Annotated in this window: 21 protein-coding genes and 3 tRNA genes; 7 read left to right on the top strand and 17 right to left on the bottom strand. The window is 49.1% G+C overall.

The window, feature by feature from the left end; all coding sequences use genetic code 11:
* Positions 1-31: 31 nt before the first annotated feature.
* From nirD to AC6R1A_RS14640, 9 genes are all read right to left on the bottom strand, one after another.
* Positions 32-373, bottom strand: coding sequence for a nitrite reductase small subunit NirD (nirD, locus tag AC6R1A_RS14680; RefSeq protein WP_500627269.1), 342 nt, complete (start codon positions 371-373; stop codon positions 32-34).
* Complete coding sequence (nirB, locus tag AC6R1A_RS14675; protein ID WP_500632982.1) at positions 373-2856, bottom strand: nitrite reductase large subunit NirB; 2484 nt, start codon at positions 2854-2856, stop codon at positions 373-375. Before nirB ends, nirD begins: the two co-directional genes overlap by 1 nt.
* Before the next feature lie 10 nt (positions 2857-2866).
* Complete coding sequence (locus tag AC6R1A_RS14670) at positions 2867-3742, bottom strand: ABC transporter ATP-binding protein (protein ID WP_500632981.1); 876 nt, start codon at positions 3740-3742, stop codon at positions 2867-2869.
* Between the two features lie 12 nt (positions 3743-3754).
* On the bottom strand, positions 3755-4723 hold the full coding sequence (locus tag AC6R1A_RS14665; RefSeq protein ID WP_334552004.1) for an ABC transporter permease: 969 nt from the start codon (positions 4721-4723) through the stop codon (positions 3755-3757).
* A gap of 118 nt (positions 4724-4841) precedes the next feature.
* Positions 4842-6233, bottom strand: a complete 1392-nt coding sequence (locus AC6R1A_RS14660; RefSeq protein ID WP_500630773.1) for a CmpA/NrtA family ABC transporter substrate-binding protein — start codon at positions 6231-6233, stop codon at positions 4842-4844.
* Between the two features lie 301 nt (positions 6234-6534).
* Positions 6535-7119: an ANTAR domain-containing response regulator gene (locus tag AC6R1A_RS14655; protein ID WP_500627273.1), complete on the bottom strand. Its 585-nt coding sequence runs from the start codon at positions 7117-7119 to the stop codon at positions 6535-6537.
* A gap of 125 nt (positions 7120-7244) precedes the next feature.
* Positions 7245-8198 carry a glycosyl transferase family protein gene (locus tag AC6R1A_RS14650; protein WP_500630772.1) on the bottom strand — a complete coding sequence of 318 codons (954 nt, stop codon included), beginning with the start codon at positions 8196-8198 and terminating at the stop codon, positions 7245-7247.
* Positions 8195-9088: a uroporphyrinogen-III C-methyltransferase gene (gene cobA / locus AC6R1A_RS14645; RefSeq protein ID WP_500630771.1), complete on the bottom strand. Its 894-nt coding sequence runs from the start codon at positions 9086-9088 to the stop codon at positions 8195-8197. The genes AC6R1A_RS14650 and cobA overlap by 4 nt, the downstream gene beginning before the upstream one ends.
* Before the next feature lie 5 nt (positions 9089-9093).
* Positions 9094-11790, bottom strand: coding sequence for a nitrate reductase (locus AC6R1A_RS14640; RefSeq protein WP_500632980.1), 2697 nt, complete (start codon positions 11788-11790; stop codon positions 9094-9096).
* A gap of 353 nt (positions 11791-12143) precedes the next feature.
* Here AC6R1A_RS14640 and AC6R1A_RS14635 point away from each other — a divergent pair, with 353 nt between their 5' ends.
* A complete protein-coding gene (locus tag AC6R1A_RS14635; RefSeq protein ID WP_334552009.1) occupies positions 12144-12614 on the top strand; it encodes a NanQ anomerase/TabA/YiaL family protein in 471 nt (156 codons plus the stop codon).
* 80 nt (positions 12615-12694) lie between these two features.
* On the opposite strand, the gene AC6R1A_RS14630 is transcribed toward AC6R1A_RS14635, so the two are convergent.
* Positions 12695-13273 (bottom strand): TetR/AcrR family transcriptional regulator, encoded by a 579-nt coding sequence (locus tag AC6R1A_RS14630; RefSeq protein ID WP_500630769.1) that lies wholly within the window; start codon positions 13271-13273, stop codon positions 12695-12697.
* 129 nt (positions 13274-13402) lie between these two features.
* Between AC6R1A_RS14630 and AC6R1A_RS14625 the strand changes: the two genes are divergently transcribed.
* The gene (locus AC6R1A_RS14625) at positions 13403-14443 is read left to right on the top strand and encodes an alkene reductase (protein ID WP_500630768.1); all 1041 of its coding nucleotides are present in this window, start codon (positions 13403-13405) and stop codon (positions 14441-14443) included.
* A gap of 222 nt (positions 14444-14665) precedes the next feature.
* Here the strand turns inward: AC6R1A_RS14625 and AC6R1A_RS14620 are convergent.
* Positions 14666-14739: transfer RNA gene (locus AC6R1A_RS14620), tRNA-Cys, on the bottom strand.
* Between the two features lie 41 nt (positions 14740-14780).
* A tRNA-Leu gene (locus tag AC6R1A_RS14615) sits at positions 14781-14867 on the bottom strand.
* A 255-nt stretch (positions 14868-15122) separates the two neighbouring features.
* On the opposite strand from AC6R1A_RS14615, the gene AC6R1A_RS14610 reads away from it, so the two are divergent.
* From AC6R1A_RS14610 to AC6R1A_RS14600, 3 genes are all read left to right on the top strand, one after another.
* A complete protein-coding gene (locus AC6R1A_RS14610) occupies positions 15123-15848 on the top strand; it encodes an AzlC family ABC transporter permease (RefSeq protein WP_500632979.1) in 726 nt (241 codons plus the stop codon).
* On the top strand, positions 15845-16153 hold the full coding sequence (locus AC6R1A_RS14605; protein WP_500630766.1) for an AzlD family protein: 309 nt from the start codon (positions 15845-15847) through the stop codon (positions 16151-16153). Before AC6R1A_RS14610 ends, AC6R1A_RS14605 begins: the two co-directional genes overlap by 4 nt.
* Before the next feature lie 111 nt (positions 16154-16264).
* Entirely contained in the window at positions 16265-17254 is a 990-nt protein-coding gene (locus AC6R1A_RS14600; protein ID WP_500629499.1) for an LLM class flavin-dependent oxidoreductase, read from the top strand.
* A 16-nt stretch (positions 17255-17270) separates the two neighbouring features.
* Here the strand turns inward: AC6R1A_RS14600 and AC6R1A_RS14595 are convergent.
* Positions 17271-17344: transfer RNA gene (locus AC6R1A_RS14595), tRNA-Cys, on the bottom strand.
* Between the two features lie 183 nt (positions 17345-17527).
* Complete coding sequence (locus AC6R1A_RS14590) at positions 17528-17875, bottom strand: HopJ type III effector protein (protein ID WP_500632978.1); 348 nt, start codon at positions 17873-17875, stop codon at positions 17528-17530.
* A 336-nt stretch (positions 17876-18211) separates the two neighbouring features.
* Between AC6R1A_RS14590 and AC6R1A_RS14585 the strand changes: the two genes are divergently transcribed.
* Positions 18212-19192, top strand: a complete 981-nt coding sequence (locus AC6R1A_RS14585; protein WP_500632977.1) for a response regulator — start codon at positions 18212-18214, stop codon at positions 19190-19192.
* Positions 19193-19203: 11 nt separating this feature from the next.
* The gene (locus AC6R1A_RS14580) at positions 19204-20154 is read left to right on the top strand and encodes a sensor domain-containing diguanylate cyclase (protein ID WP_500633004.1); all 951 of its coding nucleotides are present in this window, start codon (positions 19204-19206) and stop codon (positions 20152-20154) included.
* A gap of 13 nt (positions 20155-20167) precedes the next feature.
* Here the strand turns inward: AC6R1A_RS14580 and AC6R1A_RS14575 are convergent, their stop codons facing one another.
* The 3 genes from AC6R1A_RS14575 to viaA form a co-directional block, all read right to left on the bottom strand.
* Positions 20168-21295 carry a GGDEF domain-containing protein gene (locus tag AC6R1A_RS14575; RefSeq protein WP_500638801.1) on the bottom strand — a complete coding sequence of 376 codons (1128 nt, stop codon included), beginning with the start codon at positions 21293-21295 and terminating at the stop codon, positions 20168-20170.
* A gap of 129 nt (positions 21296-21424) precedes the next feature.
* Complete coding sequence (locus AC6R1A_RS14570) at positions 21425-23479, bottom strand: EAL domain-containing protein (RefSeq protein ID WP_500633665.1); 2055 nt, start codon at positions 23477-23479, stop codon at positions 21425-21427.
* A 303-nt stretch (positions 23480-23782) separates the two neighbouring features.
* Entirely contained in the window at positions 23783-25228 is a 1446-nt protein-coding gene (gene viaA, locus AC6R1A_RS14565) for an ATPase RavA stimulator ViaA (RefSeq protein WP_500633664.1), read from the bottom strand.
* Position 25229 lies beyond the last annotated feature (1 nt).

Here is a 25229-nt window from a genome sequence, read left to right as displayed (position 1 = left end):
GGTGAAACACGAGTCACTCGCGAAAACCTTGTTACGCCTTCGCGTGCCATTCAAGAAACACTTCATCGTTTTCCAGCAACACGGGCCAATGAGCTAAACGCACGTCGCTGTTTTCTAAGCACTCGCCTGAGCGCAGGCAAAAATGCTGTTTGTACAAAGGGGAAGCGACACACAACTTGCCCTTAACATCTCCGACAATGCCGCGGCTAAGCACAAAAGCTTTGCCGATAGGATCCCAGTTCTGCACCGCAAACACACCTTGATTAGGGATGAGAAACAGCGCAACTTGTTGGCCTTCCACCAAGGCGACTCGCCCTTCGTAGGCGCACAGTGCGCTTAAGTCGCACACCTTGATTTTCTCGAGTACGTCCATCAATTCTCCTCCTTGACTGGAATACGTTGGCCACGAATGCGTTGGTAAGGCAATGCTCGACTGGATTCACCTGAATTAATGAATGGACGGAACTTAGTGAGCTTGGCAGGGTTATCCAACGTGCTCTTCCATTCACACTGGTAGGTATCCACCACGTGCTGCATTTGCGTCTCCAATGACTCGCAAAGGGCGAGAGAGTCCTCTATAACCACTTGTTTTAGGTACGCCAACCCACCTTCCAGGTTATCCATCCACACTGAGGTGCGTTGCAATTTGTCTGCGGTGCGAACGTAGAACATCAACACGCGGTCAATCAGAGTGATCAATTCATGTTTGCTGAGATCGGAGGCAAACAGATCCGCGTGACGCGGGCGCATGCCACCGTTACCACACACGTAGAGGTTCCAGCCGTTTTCCGTGGCAATGACGCCGATGTCTTTACTTTGCGCTTCAGCGCACTCTCGGGTACAGCCTGACACCGCAAACTTCAGTTTGTGTGGCGAACGTAGCCCTTTGTAGCGGTTTTCAAGTTCGATGGCGAGGCCAACCGAATCATCAACACCGTAGCGGCACCAGGTTGAGCCCACGCAAGATTTCACTGTTCGGACCGATTTTCCGTAAGCATGGCCGGTTTCAAAGCCCGCGTCGATCAGCGTGCGCCAGATATCCGGTAACTGCTCAACTTGTGCGCCAAACAGATCGACTCGCTGCCCACCCGTAATTTTGGTGTAGAGATCGTATTTCTTGGCCACTTCTCCTAAGACAATCAGCTTGTCTGGTGTGATCTCGCCGCCGGCAACACGAGGTACGACCGAATAAGAGCCATCTTTTTGCAGATTCGCCATAAAGGCATCATTGGAATCTTGTAAACGGCTGTGTTGAGGCTCCATGATGTGTTCATTCCACAGCGAGGCGAAGATCGAACTGGCGGTCGGTTTACACAGATCGCACCCCAACCCTTGGCCGTGACGAGCGATTAAGGTGTCAAAATCCTTGATCGCTTCGACTTGGCAAATATGGAACAACTCTTGGCGTGACAGCGCAAAGTGTTCACAGACATGGTTGTTGACTTCAACGCCCATCGCTACCAATTCAGCATCGAGCACCGATTTGACCATGTTGCTACAACCACCACAGCCAGTACCCGCTTTCGTCTGCGCTTTAAGAGAGTCCAAATCTTGCGCGCCCGCTTGAATCGCCGCCACCAAATCGCCTTTGGTGACATTGTGACAGGAACAAATCACCGCGGTGTCGTTCATTTCACCATCGAGCATACTGGTGTCAAACAGGAGATTTGCAGCGTGATCGGGCAGCATGGTTTGGTTTAAGTAACATTGCAGTAAGGCGTCGTAGTCACTATTGTCACCGACCAAAATAGCGCCAAGCAGTTGGGTGCCCGTCGCATCGACCACCAGCTTTTTGTAGACGCCTGTGACCGCGTCTTGCAAAACCATCTCTTGCGCGCCCGGGGTCGCTTTGTGCGCATCACCGATTGATGCGACATCCACACCAAGCAGTTTCAGTTTGGTGCTCATGTCTGCACCAGTGAACCCTTGGGTGTCACGATGGGTCAGAACGTCAGCAACGACACGCGCCATCGTATAGCCAGGCGCAACCAGGCCAAAAATGCGTTCTTGCCAAAGGGCACATTCACCAATGGCAAAAATGGAGTCGTCACTGGTCACGCAGCGATCATCAATCACAATCCCGCCGCGCTCGCCAATAGTCAGCCCGGCACCGCGCGCTAAGGCATCTTGTGGACGTATCCCCGCGGAAAAGACGATCACGTCTACTTCAAGCGGATCCTCATCTTTGAAGACCATGCGATGTTTTGCGCTCTCGCCATCACAAATGCGCTCCGTTGCCGTCGAGGTATGCACCGATAAGCCAAGCTGTTCTATTTTCTCTTTCAGTACGGTGCCTGCGCCGTCATCGAGCTGCACTGGCATGAGCCTTGGGGCGAATTCGACTACGTGAGTTTCCACCCCGAGCAAACGCAAGGCGTTCGCGGCTTCAAGCCCGAGCAGACCACCGCCGATCACCGCGCCGGTTTTCGCCCCTTGGCAGGCGGTTTTGATTTCAGAGAGATCATCAAGGGTGCGATAGACAAAAATTTGCTCACGATCATGCCCCTCAATCGGCGGCACAAATGGGTAAGAACCGGTGGCGAGGACTAATTGGTCATACCCCATCACGGTTTCACCATCGAGCTCTATGCGTTTGAGCTCTGGCATCAGGGCAGTCACCTGTGCACCGAGCACCAACTCGATGCCATGTTTTTGATACCACTCTTCGCTGCTCAGCATCAGATCTTGATGGGATTTGCCCGAAAACAGTGCCGAGAGCTGAACTCGGTCATAAGCGATAAAGCGCTCTTCGCCAATCACGGTAATGCGTTTTTCGAGATGCGCGCCGCGCTCGACCAATTGAGCCACCAGATGGTGTCCGACCATGCCATTGCCAACAATTACTATCCGTTCCATGTTCACTTCCTTAGGCGGTCTTTGCCGCTGATTTCGCATCGTCTTGGGTGGACGAGCTCGCGCTTGCTCTTAACGCTGTCTTGGTTTTTGATGCCGTAGGCTCAGGTTTGGCCTGCTTTTCATAGAGGAATCTCAACACTGACTGGCGATATTTTTGATACTGCGGGTTATCCGCCAACGCCACTCGGTCACGGGGTCTTGGCAAATCAATCTCAAGCACTTCGCCGATCTTGGCCGCCGGTCCGTTAGTCATCATGACGATTTTGTCTGAGAGCAACACCGCTTCGTCCACATCGTGCGTGATCATGATGACGGTGTTGTTCAAGTCAGCTTGGATTTCCATCAAGGAGTCTTGCAAGTGCGCGCGGGTTAACGCATCGAGTGCGCCGAACGGCTCATCCATCAACAGCACTTTAGGTTGCAACGCCAACGCCCTCGCAATACCGACACGCTGCTTCATGCCGCCGGAGATTTCATCTGGCTTTTTGTCTGCCGCGTGAGACATGTGAATCAACTCCAAATAGTGCTCGGTTTGCTGTTTGATCCATGCTTTGCTCTGCCCTGCGGCCACCTGTTTGACGGCAATTTCCACGTTTTCGTGCACGGTTAGCCAAGGCAGCAACGAGTGATTTTGGAACACCACAGCGCGCTCGGGGCCTGGGCCACTGACTTCGCGCCCATCGACAATCACGCCGCCATCGGTGGGCATGTGCAAACCCGCAACCAAATTGAGCACGGTCGATTTACCACAGCCCGAGTGACCAATCAGGGAGATAAACTCGCCACGTTGGATTTGTAAGTTAACATTCTTGAGCGCGATAAATTCGCCGTTGGGCGTCGGAAATCGCATGCCAAGTTGAGTAAGATCGAGTAACGGTTTAGACATGATGAACTCCTATTAACGCAATGCTTGCTGTTTGTTCCATGAGAGCCACTTCTGTAGCTGCAACATGCCGCGATCGAGCAACAAACCAATAAAACCGATGGCAATAACGGCGACCATAATGCGCCCAAGTGAGGCGGAACTGCCGTTTTGAAACTCATCCCAAACGAACTTGCCAAGTCCGGGGTTTTGCGCCAGCATTTCAGCGGCAATCAGGACCATCCACGCAATACCGAGTGACAAACGAAGCCCTGTAAAGATCATCGGGATCGCCGACGGCAGGACAATAATGCGAATGTGTTGCCACCAAGAAAGCTGCAGCACTTTACTGACGTTAATCAGGTCTTTGTCCACACTTGTCACGCCAACCGCCGTGTTGATTAAGGTGGGCCACAAGCTACATAGCGCAACGGTAAGCAGTGAGTTGACAAAAGATTTAGCAAAAAGCGGGTCATCACTGACGTAGGTTGCACTCACCACCATGGTCACAATAGGCAACCAAGCAAGGGGCGAAACGGGCTTAAGCAGTTGAATAATCGGGTTAAAGGCTTGATACAGACCGTGGTTTAGCCCAAGGACAATGCCCAGAGGTACGGCGATCACCGTGGCGAGAATAAAGCCACTCGCCACCGTCACTAGGCTGGTGACAATCTGATCAAAAAATGTCGGTTTGCCTGTGTAGGGGCGAATTTTGACCTCGGCGTTGGGATCTTTGGCGAGCTTCTTGGCATTACGCTTTTCTTGGCGTTCAATGAAGGCTTGTTCTTTTTGGCGCTCATTCCAATGATCGTCCACTAAATTGCTAAATTGCTCGAACGTTTGCACCGGGCCAGGCAAGGTGCCTAATGACGTTTCGACCTGACGTGCACTTAAATGCCACATCATCAAAAACATCAATATGCCGATAAGCGGTAGCAGAACGATTTTGCTTTTGTTCGCTACCACCGATTTACTCGGTATGAGGGAAATGACATTACTCGACATAAGCACTCCTATTACATCCTTGTTACGTCTTGTTGACTGTGTGATTGAGCGCAGCGCTCAATCGGGCTTTCCTAATGTGGGGGAGTCACCTCCCCCCGATTTGACCCAATCTTGGGCGTTACACTTTGTCGCTGCCTTTTAGACCAATATTGAATTTTTCTAGGTAGGCATTAGGCTGGCGACCGTCGTAAACGATGTCATCGATGAAATGCGTCTGCGGCGCACGGAAACCATCTTCTTGACCAAAGTCAGGGAAGTCACCTTGCGTCAGAACACCATCTTCGACGAGGGCTTGTGCCGCTTGTTGGTAGATATCAGGGCGGTAGACTTTCTTCGCTACGTCCATGTACCAGTCGTCTGACTTGCCTTCGGCGATTTGTCCCCAGCGGCGCATCTGGGTTAAATACCAGATCGCATCACTGTAGTAGGGGTAAGTCGCGTTGTAGCGGAAGAAAACGTTGAAATCAGGCACTTCACGTTTGTCACCCTTTTCATACTCGAATGTGCCAGTCATGGAGTTGGCGATCACTTCGTAGTCAGCACCGACGTATTCACTTTTCGCCAGCAACTTAACCGCTTCCTCACGGTTGGCGTTGTTGTTCTCATCAAGCCAATGGGCCGCGCGAATCAGCGCTTTCACCACACGAATGTGCGTATTCGGGTACTTCTCTGCCCACTCTTTTGAGACGCCAAATACTTTTTCTGGGTTGTTTTTCCAGATTTCGTAATCGGTGACCACAGGCACGCCGATCCCTTTAAACACCGCTTGTTGGTTCCACGGTTCGCCGACGCAATAACCTTTGATCGTGCCGGCTTCCATTGTGGCGGGCATTTGCGGTGGCGGAGTCACGCTCAACAACACATCCGCGCTTTGCTGGCCACTGTTATCTCCTGCTTCTGGCGCGTAATAGCCAGGGTGAATGCCCCCTGCGGCAAGCCAATAGCGCAGTTCATAGTTGTGAGTGGACACAGGGAATACCATGCCCATATTGAATGGCTTGCCTTGGTCAAGGTAACCCTCAACCACAGGCTTGAGCGCATCCGCCTTGATCGGGTGAACAGGGAGGCCATCCTCTTGCTTAGGCACGTACTGTTTCATCTCTGCCCATGTATCGTTGGAGACAGTAATCGCGTTGCCATTGAGATCCATACTGAATGCGGTGATCACTTCCGCCTGTGTACCTATACCAATGGTGGCACCGAGCGGCTGACCTGATAGCATGTGCGCGCCATCTAACTCACCATCTATCACTCGGTCGAGAAGCACTTTCCAGTTGGCCTGCGCCTCAAGCGTGACGTATAAGCCTTCGTCTTCAAAAAAGCCTTTTTCATACGCAATCGCGAGCGGTGCCATATCGGTCAGTTTGATGAAACCGAACTTGAGATCTTCCAGTTCAGGCTCACCGACCTCGGCAGCACTCATTGGCACGTAGGCAGACAGTGATAGCGTGACAGCTAACGCCGTGCTTTTAAGCAATCCAGCGGTGTTCAGGGTTGATTTCCATTTCATACTCTTTCTCCAATAAAAAAGCGCTACTGCTCGTGATGAGCAGTAGCGCCGATGCTGACTTAACGATTTACCGCCGTTGATAAACCTTAAGTACAATTGAACAAATTGTGTGGTTGCGCAAAGTCGTAATGAATCACGCTTCTAACCTTAGTTATTCCTATTCCAAGTAGCATGCCAACTTATTTAATACTTAAAATTCAATGGCTTAACCCAATATCACTGACTATTCCTATTGGTTCTGCTTTGCCTTAGTGCACTTCGCACCGAGTTGGAATTTTTCTTGTAACCCCAAAGTGGTAGCCTAACCTTTTAACGTCTCTAAGGTGATCAGTACGTTTTTCGCGACTTGAACCATAGATTGACTCGATTGCATCGCCGATTGGCGCATCGCTTTATAGGCGGCAGACTCGTCCACACCGTGGTGCTTCATCAATAACCCTTTGGCTTTTTCTATCCATTTCCGCTCTTCCAATTTGCTGGCAAGTTCGGCCATTTCCTGTTCCATATCTAACATCGACTGGCGAACGGAAGCGGCGTGCAGTGCCCAAGGCGCCAGCGAACAACCACTATCGCTTGGGAGTAGCACATAATCCATTTTTTTAGGTAAGCGATTGATATCCATAGAACTCAATGACTGAACAATCACCAGTAGTGGCAATTTTTTCTCGCGGCAACGTTCGATCAGCAAGGTGAGCTCAGCGCACGGTTGTCGCCATCCGACCACCACAAATGAGTTGGGGTGCTGCGTGATGAGCGCGTCAAATTGCGCCAGTTGGCAGCCTAAAATTGCATCAAAATCTTGGGCGAGTATTGCACTGATTCGGCTTTGCTCTTTGAGTGAATCGCAACAGACGATGATCGGAATTTTCGACATGGCTTGGTACATAGACATTCCTTGTTTTATTGCTCCAGCTAAGCTTTTCAAAACAAGGAATGTGCCAAGGTTGTCAGACAGAAAGAAATGAGACCCTATCTATTTGAATAGATTCGATTTTTTTAGATGCTTCAGGTTCAAGCAGTGGCGCAGTAGTCCTCCCAAAGCTGATAGGCCGACGCAAACGCTTGACTGTAATCGTTGTGCCGCGGGAACAACACAGTCGCCATGGTCGCGATAATGGTGTTCGCCATCATGTTCCAATCACTTTGCGGCGTCTCTAAAGGGCACGCCTTCGGTAGTGGCACATCGGTGAGCAGCTGCTCTGCCTGGTAGTGGGAGGTCACGCCGTTTTCTGAGCTCATCCAGACCGTTTGGCTTACCTTGGGGTTATATTCTGATTCTCCCGATTGGCCTTTGAAAGAGACCACCGCATGTTTGGTCAAGCCAATTTCATGCTCTACCTCTGCATGCAACTGCTGAAAACCTGGGTGGAAACTGCCACGAATACCAATCGCTGCGCCACTTGGGTTCAGGGCGCGAACCACCGTGTTGATCGGCGTTCTGAGCCCATAGCGATTTTTCCAACCGATCATCTCTTGCGCTTTGGGCGCAAAATGGCGCAGTGGCAAGTAAGCGATACCATGCTGCTCGAGCATTGTTTTGGCGTGTTCTGGCGTTTGCGCTATCTCGATACCAAGCACGGTCAAATAATCCTCAACATGCTCTCGCCCCGCGGCAAGGTCATGATAGCCATGCAGCAGCACCTTGTGCCCAGCGTTGGCAAGAATTTTGGCCGCTAGTCCATGCCACGGCTTACCACTGGCTGGGCGTTTACCGGCGTAACAAGGCCAATCGATGTCGGCACCAAGCTGTGGCATGCGTGACTGAAACGCTTTGACGAAACCGGCAATCTCTTGCTTGGTCTCATTTTGCACGCGAATCAGCATCAGCAGCATGGCCATTTGATCGTCCGCGCCCTGCCCATCGAGATATTCATCCATTACCTGATAGGCTTGCTCAAAACTCAGAGGTTTGCGCCCCCTCTCCCCACGCCCAACCGTGCGAATACATTCCTTTATTGTGCTCATACAGCCTCATAAGCCACAGACGCTATGGTCTTCGTTAATTGTTCTCGTAGTTTGACCACTTCACCTAAGATAATCAACGTTGGACTCACGCCTTTTAACGCTTGAGCCATCTCGCACAGCGCCCCGAGTGTTGAGATATGGACTTGCTGCTGACGACTGCAACCGTGCGTCACGATCGCAAGCGGGAAATCTGCCGCCAACCCATTGGCCATCAGCCCTTGTTGTATGTCGGCGGATTTCTCAAGCCCCATATAAAACACTAATGTCTGCCCCTGTCCGACCAAATGTGCCCAGGTCGGCAGTGCGCCCGACACCACTTGCCCCGTCACGAAGGTTACACTGCGCGCGACCTCTCGGTGCGTGAGGGGAATAAAACTGCTCGCTGCGCAACCAATGGCGGCGGTGATGCCTGGGATCACCTCATACTCAATGCCTTGCTCGGCAAGTCGCAACCCTTCTTCACCGCCACGGCCGAAGATAAAAGGGTCTCCCCCTTTCAAGCGCACAACCTCTAATCCCTGCATCGCCAAATCCACTAAGATTTGACTGATCTCTTCCTGTTTTAGACTCGGTTTTCCACAGCGTTTTCCCACGTAGATGAGTGTCGCGCTCGGTTTAGCCAAATCTAAGATATCGACGTTCACTAATCGGTCGTAGACGATCGCGTCTGCATTCTGAATAGCCTTCATCGCTTTGACGGTCAGCAATTCCGGATCATTGGGCCCTGCGCCCGTCAAAAAGACGCGACCCGTGCCGGGTTTTGGGGTCGCCAATTTCAGCGATGCGCCACGCTGGGCATCGTGGTCGATAAATCCAGCGCTGGATAGGCTTTTGCCAGCCCCTTCTCGAAGTCGGTATGTGTCATTGTGTTGATGCTGTAACTTATCCATAGCACTTACCTCATTGTCGCGTTCGGCGACGTATCTACTACTGTGATGCTTTGTGTCGTTGTGCCAGGCGAAACCCGCGTTTGCTCGAACTCTTCCACCAAACGTGCGACTTGTGGTAAACAAGAGCCGCAGTTGGTGCCGCACTTCAATCTGGTTTGCAACTGCGCTACGCTCGAACACTCCCCTTCGCTGAGCGATTGCAAAATCTGCTCATCGGTCACTCTAAAGCAACTGCAAATAAGCTCGCTCTGCCCTTCTTGCGCTGCAAGAGAAATAAGACGGCTGAAATTGAGCGCCTTGCCAACCAACTCCACTAATTTTGTGTAATCGGAGTGAATAGGTTGCTCTGATGTGACCAATAAAGAGCGGACAATGCGCTCATCTCCAACCTCATCAAAATCCACCGCTAACCATCCAGAAGAGGTATCAAGGACAACTCGGCGGGTTTTGATATGGTTGAGGCGGCTAGGTCTGTCACCCACACACAACGTCTGCTTATCTGCGGGCTTATCATGGGCAAAGCGCCAAATTCCGACACGATTCTCCACTTGAAAGGAGTGATATAGGCAATCGTCAGGGTCAAATTGGCTGCCAATGTAGAGGCCATAGGTCTTAACCGATACTGGCAGAAGTTCGACCTCGCTTGACTTAAACGCGGGCTGACCAGAGTGTGGGTCGGCATCTCGACTCACGACGGCGTTCACTTGTGACTTTCCGCCATACGCCGCCGCCCAGTGCATCGACATAAAGAGCTGTTTGTAACTCAAGGTCTCATCCAAGCCCACTTTCGCCACAATAGTGGTGTGCGGCCCTTGCGCCGATGCAAGTTTGACAGGTGAGATACGTATAAGTTGGCCGGCCTCAATACCCAAATGGCTTGCCGATAGCGCGTTCATGTACACCGTCGGCTCCGTTTCTGAGGCGGCAAGATGAACCACATGCCCTGTGCGCGTCATGGTGTGCCATTGATCGCGCTGACGGCCGGTATTGAGCCACCAGCCTCGTTGCAATGCGCCCTCTTTCGCGGCAATGAAACGCGCTTTACCGTCGGCGAAACTAAAACGCAGCTCGGCGTAAGGTCTCTCCCCGCCCCATTGTTTAGGTTGCCATTGACGATACTTCTCATCCGTTAGCTCAGCATATTGGCTGATATCCAGTAAACGTGGAGACGTTGCATTGATGCCCGTCATGGCTGCATACTCACGAAACACGTCCGCTTCGCTTTGAAAATCAAATCCGTTGCTCACACCGAGTTTTTCACACAAAAGCGCGCCAACAACGCTAATCGCACGCCAATCGGGTAAAGCCTGCCCCGGTGGTGGCGTGAACTGTCTTTGGCGCGACATGGTGCGCTCTGAGTTGGTCACCATGCCCTGCTTTTCTCCCCAACCTGCGGCGGGTAACAGCAGATCTGCGTATTGAGCGATGTCTGAATCGGCGGTGATGTCTGACACGATAACCAAAGGACAGGCTTCAAGTGCGCGGCGCACATAGTGGTTATCTGGCATCGAGACCACCGGATTGGTTGCCATGATCCAAATCACTTTGATCTCGTTGCGCTCAACCGCTTCAAACATCTCGATCGCTTTTAAACCAGGCTTTCTGGCGATATTAGGCGCTTGCCAAAAGTCTTCGACCAGTGCGATGGAGTCATCATCGAAGCCGCGATGCACAGCCAACTGATTGGCGAGCCCGCCGACTTCGCGTCCGCCCATCGCATTCGGTTGCCCGGTGATAGAAAACGGCCCTGCGCCCTGATAACCGATCGCCCCTTTAGCTAAATGCGCGTTGATGATGGCATTACCTTTGTCTGCACCACTTTGCGATTGGTTAACGCCTTGGCAAAACAGCGTGATCGCCTTGCGCTCTTGCGCAAACCAGCCATAGAAGGTCGCAATTTTCGCCGACTCGACGTTGATACGTTCCGCAATCGCATCCAACTGATATTGGCTAGCGTTCACTTCAGTCAACAATGCCTCAAAGCCTTCTGTGTGGTTGGTAATAAAGTCATGGTCCAACGCGTCATGTTGATGTAGATAGCGAATCAGTCCGTGAAACAGCGCCACATCGCCGTCATTGGCAATAGGAATATGCAAGTCTGCTTGGCTCGCGGTGACGGTTTCGCGTGGATCAATCACGACCAATTTCATCTCTGGATTCTTATCGCGTGCTTGTTGGATTCGACGAAACAGCACAGGGTGTGTCCACGCCGTATTCGCTCCACAAATGACAATCAGATTGGCATGATTAAGGTCATCATAATTGACCGGCACTACATCTTCTCCAAACGCGCGATTGTGTGCCACCACCGCCGAAGACATGCACAAACGTGAATTAGTATCGATGTTGGCACTGCCAACAAAGCCTTTCATCAGCTTATTGGCAACGTAATAATCTTCTGTCAACAGTTGCCCTGAAACGTACATGGCGACCGAATCCGCGCCTTGCGTGTGGATCGCCTCCGCCATCGCACCGGCAATGCGCTCTGCCGCTTCATCCCAGCTCACTTCCTTGCCCTGAAATTTGGGGTAGAGCAGGCGCGACGGCATTTTCATGCTCTCTGCAAGCGCGGCGCCTTTAACGCACAGTGCGCCTTGGTTGGCTGGGTGGGCTTTGTCTCCAACAATACCGAGTGGGCCAATTTCGACTCCGCAGCCGACGCCGCAGTACGGACAGGCCGATTTGATACATTCCTTTGCCATGATTCCTTCCTCTAAAAACAACAAAGCCTCTTCCTGTTGGGAAGAGGCTCCTTTGCCGTTGACGTTGTTATTGTATTGTGTGACTGAGCACGAATTTACTTAGGTCACTTAGGGTAAAGCAATGAAGATGCCAAATAGAAAAATTAATAAAATCAGACGATTAAATATTTTCAACACCCTAAATTGCACCAATTATGTGCGGAGCAGGATCCTCACAGTGCGCGTCTCTACTTCGCTCACTGAACGGTTGACGAACGCGCACTCAATCACACTCTCATAAATAGTGATTGTTGTTTTTGAAAAGCTATTTTATATTTCAGGTGTTATTGTCATACAAATATTAAGGGTTCACTATGTTTACTGCTAGCACTGCAGAGCTCTCCTTTGCCCGCTTCTTACAGCCTAAACTCATCGAGCTGATTGAACGCGTAATGGAACAAACTGCTCAACCTATCGAAAATGGCCGTCATGATCTGGAAGGTGACAGCGCCTTTTTCTTGGTGATGGATGACAACACTCAACCACTTGAACAGCGTAAGTCAGAGTGCCACCAACGCTACCTTGACGTGCAATTGCTGCTCGAAGGTGAAGAGACGTTTGGCTACAGCCTACTGCCGTATACTGGGTTGGATGAAGATTACCTAGCGGATAAAGATTTGGCGTTCAGTGAACAGCTACAACAAGAGCAATTTGTCACCATTAAAGCCGGTGAATTTGTGGTGTTCTACCCGGGCCAACCTCACCGTCCATTGGTTGCTGTCAACAACCAGCCAGCGCCGGTGCGTAAAGTCGTGATCAAGATTGAAAAGAGTCTGTTTGAGTAAACTGACTGACGTCTTCGACATTTAACCATTGCGCGGCCGAGACGCCGCGCGTATTAATGTTGTGCGGGTTTGTTTAGCAACTAGCCCTTGATGTAGCGCAATAGCTCGTCGTTCAGTGCGCGAAGTACACCAGAATCGGGCTGAGTGTGAGACAAGGTACGCATGCCATAAATCCCCATCACTAAAAACTGTGCCACCAGCTCAGGCGAGCGATGATTGGCAATTTCCCCAAGCTCCATCATAACGGCTATCTTATCCACCAGCCATTGCTGCCAACGGCGCAACATGTCGCTGATCAAAGCCTCAACTTGTTCATCTTGATGAGCCAGCTCGCTCAGCGCTTTTTGCAGCAAGCAATCTTTAATCTGCTCTTGCTCGCACTCTTCGAGCACCGACTCCATGTAGGCTTCAATCCCTTCAAACACCGTTGGGTAAGACGCAAACAGCGCTTCCATCGCTTGGTGTCTATCGAGTTGATACTGCTCCAATGCGGCGATCAGTAGACCACGCTTGTTGTCAAACGCACAATAAATCGACCCGGGATGTAGCCCGGTTGCCAACTTAAGATCTTGCATACTGGTTTTGCCATAGCCTTTCTCGACAAACTTCGCCATTGCTTGCCTTAATACCACTTGACGGTCAAATTCTGCGCTGCGCATAACATCACTCTTAAGGTTGGAATACCCACATAGTAACTGATGTTGAATGTGCATTCAAAAAATACTTGAATGAGCATTCAAAATATTCTAACTTGAATAGGCATTCAAATACTCTCGAAGGACACGTCGATGAATACCCTATTTCAACCGTTCAAGCTCAATGAGACGCTAACGCTCAACAACCGCATTGTGATGGCTCCCCTAACTCGCTGCATGTCTGACGAGGATCTGGTGCCAACGGATGCAATGGTGGAATACTATGGCCGCCGCGCCGACACAGGCTTAATCATTACCGAAGCGACCTTGATCAGTGCTGACGGTCAAGGCTACCCTAACACCCCTGGGCTCTTTACTGATAAGCAGATTGAGGGCTGGAAAAAAGTCACTCAGCGTGTGCATCAAAATGGCGGAAAGATCTTCGCTCAGCTATGGCACACCGGCCGCGTTGCGCACCCGTCGTTTTTTGGTGGCGATAAAGTGATTGCCCCTTCTGCGATTGGTGTCGAAGGCACCGTGCCACGCATGCGCCACCTCACCTATCTAACGCCAACCCCAGCCAGCAAAGAAGAGATTCAGCGCTTAGTCGCCGATTTTGCCAAGGCCTCTCAAAACGCCATCGAAGCAGGCTTTGATGGTGTCGAGATCCACGGTGCAAACGGCTATCTCATCGACCAATTCCTTCACTACAGCAGCAACCAACGTGATGATGAGTATGGCCAAACAGCGGAAAATATGTCTCGTTTTGCGCTAGAAGTGATGGACGCTGTCGTGGAAGCGATCGGCGCGGATCGCGTTGGTCTGCGTCTCTCCCCTGGCGCTTACTTTAACGTCGAGGCCGACCCACGTGATCGTGACGTATTCGATTACTTGCTAAAGCAACTCGAAGTACGTGATTTGGCCTACTTACATGTGGGCATTTTCGATGACGCTATGGCATTTGAGCACCTAGGCGGTACCGCCTCGCAATACATGCGCGCTCAATACTCGAAAACCTTGATCGGCGTGGGTGGTTTTGATGCTCAAACCGGCAATGAGGCGATTGAAGCAGGCAAGTTTGATTTACTTGCGATTGGCCGTCCTCTGATTGCCAACCCAGATTACGTTGAAAAAGTGAAATCGGGCCAAGCGCTCACTCCGTACAGTGAAGAGATGCTGACCTCACTAGTATAAGGTGCGCATCAGCAGCCTTTAGATTACTGAGAATAAGACAAAAGCGCCGATACTCTCGGCGCTTTTTCCATTTATCTGTTTGAGAGAACGTTACGATTAACACGTCGCTCGATAAGAGTATGTCACTCAAAAATCAATCACAAAGAAAAATATTGGAAAATAGAGTCGCAACAAGCCGATTTTTGCGCCAACTTTAGAAGAGAGTTTCTGATAGAGAAAGAATGGAGGCGCGTCCCGGAGTCGAACCGAGGTCCACGGATTTGCAATCCGCTGCATAGCCACTCTGCCAACGCGCCTTTGTATCTACAACTTGATAAGCCTGCTCTACTTGAGTTAATGGTGCCCCGGGCCGGACTTGAACCGGCACAGCGCGAACGCCGAGGGATTTTAAATCCCTTGTGTCTACCAATTCCACCACCAGGGCAACGCAATAGATGCGAAGGTTACACCATTTCTCTTCGGCGATTGCCGTGAGAACGAGGTGTACTTTAACGAATTGAGAGAAGCGGTCAACAAAAAACTGTAACTCGCTGAACCGTTTAGATAAAAAGCCATCAATCCGTGCAAATATTCATCGTCACAACCCTTTTGCGTCTAGCACATATTCATGGTACTGATAGACGCTCTTATAATAAATCAGTGGCAAATCACTTCACTGCACACTGGGCTAGGAAAAGTCATGATTACTCAAACTCAACAAGTGGACAGCACTGAGCTGCACCATTTTACTCGTCATGATGTTTGGAACGGTTTTCGAGAGCTGGTTCCGCTGTCATTCTTTGTGATTATCTTCGGTATTGCGTTTGGTGTCGCTGCGGTCCAAGTCGGCTTGGAACCGTTATCCATTATGCTGATGAGTGGATTAGTCTTCGCAGGGGCGTCACAGTTCGCGACGTTAGAGATGTGGGGACAAGAGGTCGCGTTGATTCCCGTTTTAGTGACCGTCTTTGCCATTAATGCGCGTCATTTGTTAATGGGGGCGACCCTTTACCCTTGGCTACGCCACCTTCCGGCCAGCAAACGCTATGGCGTTATGTTATTTGCCTCAGACGCCAACTGGGCTATGTCGATGAATGCGTTTGGCCGCCATCAGAGAGGACTCGGCCTTCTGCTCGGTGGCGGTGTGGCGTTGTGGTCTTTTTGGATGCTAGGCACCTGGCTTGGCTATGCGTTTGGCAACTTGATCAGTGACCCAATCAGTTTAGGCCTCGATATGGTCATGGGCTGCTTTTTACTCTCTATGGTAGCAATTGGACCTAAGAGCCTGCGTATGTTCGTTATTTGGGGCGTGGCCGCATGCGCATCCTTGCTGGCCTATTATTATTTGCCCGACAATAGCCATGTTGTGGTTGGCGCGCTCGCAGGAGGGTTGCTCGGCGCCTTTTGGACGGAGAAACAAGCATGATGATCTCAACCGATTGGCAAGGCACGTTAATCATTATTATCGCCATGGCACTGATCACCCTGCTCACACGCTGGGGTGGCGTGTTCGTCATGTCGTTTGTACCAATTAGCTACCGAGTGCAGCAATTTATCACCGCTATGTCGGGGTCGGTGTTAATCGCGCTGTTGGCCCCCTTAGCGGTGGAAGGTGACATAGGGGCTCGCGTTGCACTTTTGGTGACTGCCATCGTGAGCTTTACCACCAAAAAACCGTTGCCAGCAATCGCAGCAGGTATTGCCGCAGCAGCGATCACGCGTCTCATCTAAGCGGAGATTAAGGACAAATTTGTCCACAGTGAAAGGGCAAATTTGCCCTTTTAAACCTACGTACTCGACACCATGTGTTAGATAACATTCATCAACAGGCCATACTCATCTATGTCTTTCCCACGCTTATCCGTTCTTGATTTGGCGCCCGTTTCTGACGGCACAGACTTCTCTCAGACTTTTCAACGTTCAGTTGAATTGGCGCAAGCCGTCGAATCTTGGGGCTATCACCGTTTTTGGATGGCGGAACACCATAATATGCCTGATATTGCCAGTGCCGCCACCAGTGTGTTGCTCAGCCATATCGGCGCTCACACTCACTCGATCCGTTTAGGCTCCGGTGGCGTTATGTTGCCCAACCATGCGCCCCTTGTTATTGCAGAGCAATTTGGCACATTGGACGCGCTCTACCCAGGGCGGATCGATCTTGGGCTGGGACGAGCGCCTGGCACCGACTATCCGACAATGCATGCGCTAAGGCGCGATCCAGAGCGTATGGATCCCGACTTCGCTGAGCTGCTAGAAGAGTTGACATTTTTTCTCGGTCCCGTATCCCAAAACCAACCCGTTGCGGCTTATCCTGGTAACAACACGTCAATACCGATTTGGTTGCTGGGATCGAGTACGTACAGCGCTCGTTTGGCCGCGCAGAAAGGACTGCCCTTTGCGTTCGCCGCACACTTCGCACCAGACGCGATGTCTCGAGCGTTAGCTTATTATCGTGATGAGTTTGTTCCGTCGCAGCACTTAGCAAAACCTTACGTGATGATTGGTGCTAACGTCATTGTTGCAGAGAGCCAATCGCACGCAGAGTATTTGGCGACGACAGAAAAACAGAAGTTTTTGAAAATGGTACGCGGCCGTCGTGAAAAGCTGCCCGCTCCGGTACACAGCATGGCACCGCTTTGGTCGGCGCAAGAAAAACTGCACGTTGAAACCCAGTTGCGAGAGTCGATTCATGGTGACAAAGCTCATGTTAAACACGCTATTGAATCACTGGTTGAACGGACTGGTGCCGATGAGATTATGGTCAACGCAATGGTGTATGATCAGAGCGAAAAACTGCGTTCTTATCAGCTATTGTCTGAGTTGATGGAATAACAAGATAGAGAAAGAATGGAGGCGCGTCCCGGAGTCGAACCGAGGTCCACGGATTTGCAATCCGCTGCATAGCCACTCTGCCAACGCGCCTTTTTAGAACAGCACTGAGTCTCAGTGCTGTGTTCGGCGCTTACTTTACGTATTCAGCACGAGGAGTCAAACAAAAATCCCTATTTTAGGCGTGTTCGCTGACAAATGCGCCAATTGGAGCAGACATTGTTCGAAATGGTCATCCAATATAGTCGTCCACCTCTCGCCTGTCTTTGACGACGCTTACCCCTTATCTGCTAATGCTTGACCTTCAAAATTCACACCTTGCCAACCGGTTTGCATAAAATTGCGGATGTTCGCGTGATCATCCCCTGCCGGATGATTGAGGACATCTTCACGATAATAACGCCCAAAGCAAGCGAGGGTTTGTGACTCTGACAGTTGATTCTTTTGGCCAAACGCAAAAATCTTGCAAGACCCATTGTTCTGATTCACCTCATTAAAGGTGTCACCATTGGTGAACGCGGTAGGCGTAAACGTGTAGTAACGCTCAATGATTGCCATGGTCTGATCAAACTCTATCGTCTCCGGAGAGTGTTCAAGGGTGTGGATGAAGTTGGTGAGTTCCATTTGGTTAAGCTCCTTATGTCATAAAGGGCCAAGTCTACGGGATCGTCCTCGATGGCAAAAGGAGAAGATGAACCAATCACTCAGTATTTCAATGTAGACACGATTCATGTGGCACATCAAACACACAAAAACCATAACCAACCAAACACTTATACAAGTGTAATATGTGCGTAAAGTCTAATTTCTTTTACTGATAGAAAAAAATAACTCGAAAAATCAATAGCAAAAGAGTTTACTAACCCGCAGCAATTTTGAAGCAATGTCTCATTATTGATACCAATGCAAGCCGAGAGGGTTTGATTTTATGGCAACGACGACTGGGTCAACCATCATCTTATGAAGATTCTGGTTTGTGATGACTCTAAAATCGCGCGCAAAGCGATTTTATCGAACATTGATACACAGGCAATCACTCTTTACCAAGCAGAAAATGGAAAGAGCGCTTTAGAGCGCCTTGCATCTGAGCCTATCGACGTCCTGTTCCTCGATTTGACCATGCCTGTCATGGATGGTTTCGAAGTGCTTGCCTCGCTACCTGTCCATGCGCACCCGACCCAGATTATCGTGGTATCAGGGGATATTCAAAATCAGGCAAAACAGCGCTGCCGGGAACTCGGCGCCCACGACTTCATTGAGAAGCCGTTCAGCGCGATGGATCTTCACGCGGTATTTGAACGCTATGGGATCCCAGTGTGCCCTTCGGTACACACACAGCCCACACGGCAGCTCTCCGCTCACGAGCTACTCAATAACATCAAAGAGATCAGCAATATCGCTCTCGGTGCCAGTGCCTCGCTCATTGCAGAACAAACCGGGCGATTTATTGAAATGCCTTTGCCCAACGTTGCCTCCTTGCATCAATCAGAACTCAAAATGACGATTCAAGACATCGTCAACAATGCAGAATATCGCGCCGTCTCACAGCGCTTTGTTGGCAATGGCATCAATGGTGAGGCGCTCGTCTGCTTACATGGACAAGGCATTGATCAATTTTCGGCTGTCACGGTTGACAACTTTCATGCCGAAACCAACGAAGCGATCCTGGATATTGCTAACTTATTAGTCTCCTCGTTTTTGGTGTCATTTAGTAAGCAGCTCGACATTGCTATCTCTTTGCGCCAGCCCATCGTGCTGGAAAAAGAGCCGCTACAACGAGCGCTAAGCTGCTCTCAGTTTTTAAACGGCTACGAGCAAGAGATTTTTACCATTGAGTTTGTTTATCACGCCGAAAATCTCGATGTCGCCTGTGACGTGATTTTCCTTATGGACAATGACTCAATGAAGTCCATCGAATCCGTATTGGAGTGTGTAATGTGATCAAGCATGATATGGGGGATTTTCACTGGGCGATGCAGATCATCGGCGAACTGGATGCAGGGCTTATCGTCTTGGATAAGCACTACCGAGTCTTGGCGTGGAATTCGTTTATGCAGTCGTACAGTGGCATTCGCGCCGAAGCAATCATTGGCAAAGTGTTGTTTGACGTTATGCAAGACTTACCTGAAACTTGGCTGCGTAATAAAGTCGACACCTCGTTTCGTTTGAACAGCCGCGGATTCTCTTGCTGGGAAGACCGCCCTTACCTGTTCAAATTCAAAAACTTCAGCCCAATCTCCAACGGCTTACCTGAGATGCGCCAAAACATCACCTTCTCCCCTTTAACGTCAGTGAACGGCGAAGTCTCTCACGTCAGTCTTATCATCAATGACGTCACGGACGTAGCGAAAAACAAAACCCACCTCATCGATTCCAATCAAAAACTGTCGGATCTCAGTCGCACAGACGGCTTAACTCAACTCTACAATCGTGCCTACTGGGAAAATTGTCTTCAGCAAGAGTTTGATCACGCTAAAGTGACCGGGAAACCAGCGTCACTGGTTATTTTCGATATTGATCACTTCAAGCGAGTTAATGATAACTATGGTCATACTGTCGGGGACATGGTGATCCGCCACACGGCAAAAGAGCTCATCAAAGCCTCTCGTGGCAGTGATATTTGTGGCCGCTACGGCGGTGAAGAGTTTACGGTTATCTTACCAGGTACGTGCTCTGAGCAAGCGCTCTATTTTACCGAGCGCCTTAGAAAACGTATCGAACAGTCGATTGTCGAGTGCGAAGGGTACTCTGTTCGCTACACCATCAGCCTCGGGGTGTGCGAGTTGACCGAACAACAACCCAACCACCTAACCTGGTTACAACATGCAGACAAAGCGCTCTACTATTCCAAAGAATCCGGACGAAACCGATCAACCGAGTTTGATATGTCGTTTGTGAAATAGCGGGACTCGCCATTCAGTGAACGCCGCTGTTATGTCGACTTTTGCTTACTGACAATACTGGTGATGACCTGCGATTTGGCTGCCTCACTGTGCTTTTTTTATCACGATACATCTGTTGATCGGCGAGTCTGACCGCGTCTCGCATCGACAATGGGTGGTTCGCCGTTGATTCAGAGACACCAATACTGATCGAGACGTCATCGCGGATTTCCGCCAGACGTTCAATCAGACGTGGCACATAGGTCTTCTGCGCATCTTGCTTTTTACAGCTTGGCATCAACACAACGAACTCATCGCCGCCAAAGCGAAAGCTTTTGTCAATGCCCCTAGAAATCCCTCGAATGGCATCCGCCACCGCAATCAAAACGCTATCCCCCTCCTCATGACCAAAGTTATCGTTAAACGCCTTAAAATTATCGATATCCATATAGAGCACGGTGATACCATCTCCGTGCTCATGACACTCTGTGAAGAGCTTTTCTGCCACTTCTTCAAATGCGCGTTTATTGTATAAATTGGTGAGAGGATCTTGGCTTGCCATCAGTTCAATGTGCTTGGTCCTTTCCCTGACCATCTCCTCCAATTCATTGACGTATTGGTAGGATTTATTCCGCTCCATCTCGATTTCATTCATCATGCTTTTTATATAAGTATCAAAGATATAAGAGACATCAAAATCCATCAAACGGCTTAAAATTTCGCATTGATAATTGGCTATGGTGATATCAGAAATATTCGAGCGGATCGTCGATGAAAGCACTTCTTTGAGGTAACTGACGGCAGACAAGTAGAGTTTTGGATCAACGCCAATTCGTTTGTGTACCAACCCGATTCTCAATCTATGCTCAACGTAGTCGAGATCGACCTCTTTAGAAAACAAATCAATCACATACTGACGCAGAGCGCTCATCAAGCGTTGCAAAGTACCAGCATCACCAATTAAAGTCTCTACATCAGGGGTGTTCGTCTGGTGCTCATAAAAGCCCGCAACGATTGAATCTAACTGGCGAACTATCACGCCTTTCAGTGAACGTAGCTCCACTAGCTCACTCGACGTTAGGCGAAATAACTGAAGCCGTTGTTTGAGCTCAGATTCTGAGATCTGTTGTTGCTCAACCAAGGATTTATCTGTAATTCTCATTGCTTTGCTTCCATAGCCAACTCATGCTTTAGTTTAGACTATAAAACTAAATGCATAGTAGTTTTTTCATTCGTTAATTCAATGAATTACATATCTATTAACCATCTAAAAATTATGGGTACAGGCCATTTAAGAAGTGAGGTGAACCGGTTTATCTACAAAACAACATAGCGCGTCAATCGAGATCGGCTTCGAGAACCAGTAACCTTGATAGTAACGACATCCCATGGCTCGAAGTTCAGTAAATTGTTTCTGTGTTTCAATACCTTCCGCAACAGCATCATATTTGAACGAGTCTGCTATCTTTATCATGGATTCGATAATGGCCTTACCTTGGACAGTGTCCATTTGATTGACAAAACTACGATCAATTTTAATTTCATCAACTGGGATATTAACCAGATGGTTGTAAGAGGTGTAACCGGTACCAAAATCATCCAGAGAAACATGGCAGCCAATTTCACGCAGAATCTCAATACTTTTGAGATGGAAATCTTTCATCTGAACAAAGAAGGTTTCCGTGATTTCTAAACAAACTAAACGCTCTGGTACACGATACTGGCGAAGTAGGCGTTTAAAATCGTTGATAAATTGTTTATCAAGAAGTTCTCGTGATGAAATGTTGATAGACAACCGAAAATCATCCGGCAATTTATCACGATAGGTTTGATATGTTTTAAAGCACGCTTCGACAACCCAAAGATCAATGTCACGAATCAATCCATATTGTTCTGCGACCGTAATATACACCTCAGGTGAGAGTTGACGTAAACTCTCCGAATGGCACCTCAACAGTGCTTCCGCGCCAACAATTTGCTCTCTCTCGGCATCGTATATCGGCATAAACAGCAAGTAGAACTGCTCACTCTGTAGCGCCATACGCACACTGTCTGCAATTTGATACTCTTCTTCATGAGCCATCATAGTATCGAAGTTGAATTCGGCGGATCGCTGCTCATTTCGCTTGGCAATATTGACAGCAAATCGCGCTCGCTCTAATGCTTTCACGCCCGTTTCAGGTAAAAAGTCACTGGATAGGTAGCCAATGACGATTTCCAGCATTAGATGACCAATCCCATCAAGATTGACACCTAAATCATTCAAATCAAGTAAATACTGAGACTGCTGAGAAGTTAAATTCTCACCCACACACTCGATCAACAATTCATCTTCTGTCACCCGATAAATCGTCAGCTTATGATTAGATAATTCTCGCACCATTTTTTGCCACATTCGTTCCATAACTTTGATGACCGCAGGATTACCAAAATGGTGGTTTAAGGCGTGATAGTTGCTGATCTTGACCAAGTACAGTCTCACGGGTTCATTGTATTGGGCTAGAGCTGAATAATTTTTGACAAAGTGCTCTACCGTGTAAAAGCCTGTTTTCTTGTCTCTATAAACATTATCCTTGGCAAGGATCAGGAGTGACTTAGTATAAAAAAGGTAATGTGCCAAACAGCCCACGAGAAGAAGCGGCCAATAAAAAAACATCACTTTAACAAACGTTGATTCATTGTGGATTTGCCAACTAAACGAGAGGCTTTTAATCGTCATCCCCCACTCTCCGTCCGCTTTTACAGGAACACCTCCAGTGTAGAACTCAAGTGCAACGAGTCGGCTAAAATCTAAATCGGCTTGCTCATAAGGGATATCAAACAGCTCCTCCCACCACGTTTCGACCCGAAATCGACTCAAAGGGATAGACTGGGTGCTTTTAGGTTCAAACCGTACAGCTTGATATTTGGTATCTTTGACAGCGTAATGCTCGGACTTCTCCTTAGTTAATAAGGATTTAGCAAAGATCGTGACCCCCGGCTGCTCTGTGCTACCCGACCAAAGCGACTCAACCTCCACATTCAGTGTTGCTTTTGTACTGAGGGACAAAAAATGGCCATTTTGTACGTCATGAGGTAATGGGAATACGATGCCGCACATGTCAAGCTCTGCTTGAGGTGCATCACTACAACGTATCGACACACCTCGTTCAGAGACATTGAGTAACTTAGCACCCGCGTCATTGTTTCCTGCGGTAAGCGGCGCAATATTTGCGTGGCCTAGTACCTGGAAAGAGGCTTGATTTAGCGGTGAGCGAATGATGGCAAAAGTCACAAGCGCAAACGATAAACTGGCTAAAAAGAAGAACAGGTAATGTCTAACTACTTTTTTTTCTTTACTGTCCATGTGAAAAACCACGCAAGGAAAATACGTCAAACGTACTGAGTGGTCTCATTTCCCCTTGGTAGCATAAAAAGGCAAAAAAATGTGACATTCAGCGAATAATTATCTGATAAATATACAAACTTATCATTGCGTTGGCGAGAAGTAGTCCGCTAAATTGCACATAAATTGATTTATATCACAAATGGATCGCCGCGCGGAATTTTCCATACACATATAAATTAGCAAGTCATAAAACGACAATGCCCCGCGAAAGCGAGGCATTGTTCAATCAACTTGGATAATGATCTGGGGCAGACTATGGCGTTACCATTTCTTCATCAATCTACCGACTAGATTTGGATGGTAAGACCAACAATGATCAAACATGCTCATCAGCTCTGGGTTTCCATACTTTGACACGCTCAAGGCGTGGAAGCGGTTTTTGTTCTCTTTTAAGCCCGCGACCTTATCCAGTACCTCTTGTGACTGTTTCGGGGCAATAAAGTCCGAAATCACCACCATATCGGCGTTTTTGTACTTTTCACTGCTCATCAAATCAATCGATTTAAGAATCACAGGCTCGAGATCCGTGCCGCCGTGAAAGCTGTACGACAAGAAATCACTCGCTTCACGCAAACCATCTTGACGTGTCAGTTCGTAGGTAATCTGCTCCGTAGAAAACAGAATAACAAAGCAATCGCGATCATCCGCCAGTGCGATTTGCATTAAGGCGTAGGCCATCGCTTTGGCACATTGCTCTGGCGCCCCTTTCATAGAGCCAGAGGCATCCACACAGACGATAAAAGGTCCTTTTTCAATCTCAATACTTTTACTGTCAGGCTGTTGAGCCGTCACTTTTCGCAACGTGCGATTTTTCCCTTGCACGCGATAATTCATCAAACGCTTATCCGCTAGGTGCTTGTAAAAAACCACCTCAAGCTCTGGGTATGCCAAAAACATCGTCTCGTTGGGCAGTAGCTTGTTGAGATCATCACTTTCGTGGATACCGACAATGTCATCTGTCGCTTCGTCGGTTTTCTCTTCCACGACCTCAATCGCTTCCACTGGTGCTTGGTTTAAATCAGGATCATTGACTTGCCCCGCCATGCGGCCGAGTTGCTCTGCAATTTTTTGTAGTCCGCTGTTCTTTTTCAAAAACTCCGCGTGTTTTTTCATGGTGCCGAGATCAGTTTTACTCAGCTTCGCCGCAGCCATATCCCACAGACGCCCAATACTCGCTTCGTCTCCCTCTTTCGCAACGTTATCCATGTTTTTCATGGTTTCCATGCGTTGATAGAGATCTTTGAGGGCTTTTTCTTTGCTCGCTTCTAGCTCACTCAACTGGGCAGCTTTTATCGCATCTACCAAGCTTTTGTACCATTGATCGCAGAAATAGTGGGCGAACATCGGGTTCTTAACCCCTTTATTCTTCTCTACAAGACGCCTCGCCTGCATGTAAAACGCTGAGTGCCATTCCAACTTTTTAATGACCTCAGGCAATTGAGCGTGAAACCTCGCTTCGTCCCAATAAATGACTTCTTGATACAGCGCGAGCTCTTGTTGAAAACGTTCCGTTTCACACACCTTAGTGATGCGCTTTTTGACACTGCCGCGCCATTTCAACAGATGATTTTTCACCGAGGATTTCATTCCTCGGTTCTCAGCCATGATCATCACTTGTGAGCGCGCAACAATATCGTTCATCGCGCTTTCAACGATGCCCGAATCGGCGATCATTAATGCTAAATTAAGTCCATCTGCACCCAGCACA

This window comes from Vibrio sp. R10-SG3-ISO3 (assembly GCF_059834225.1).
This window is presented reverse-complemented; position numbering and strand designations above follow the sequence as displayed.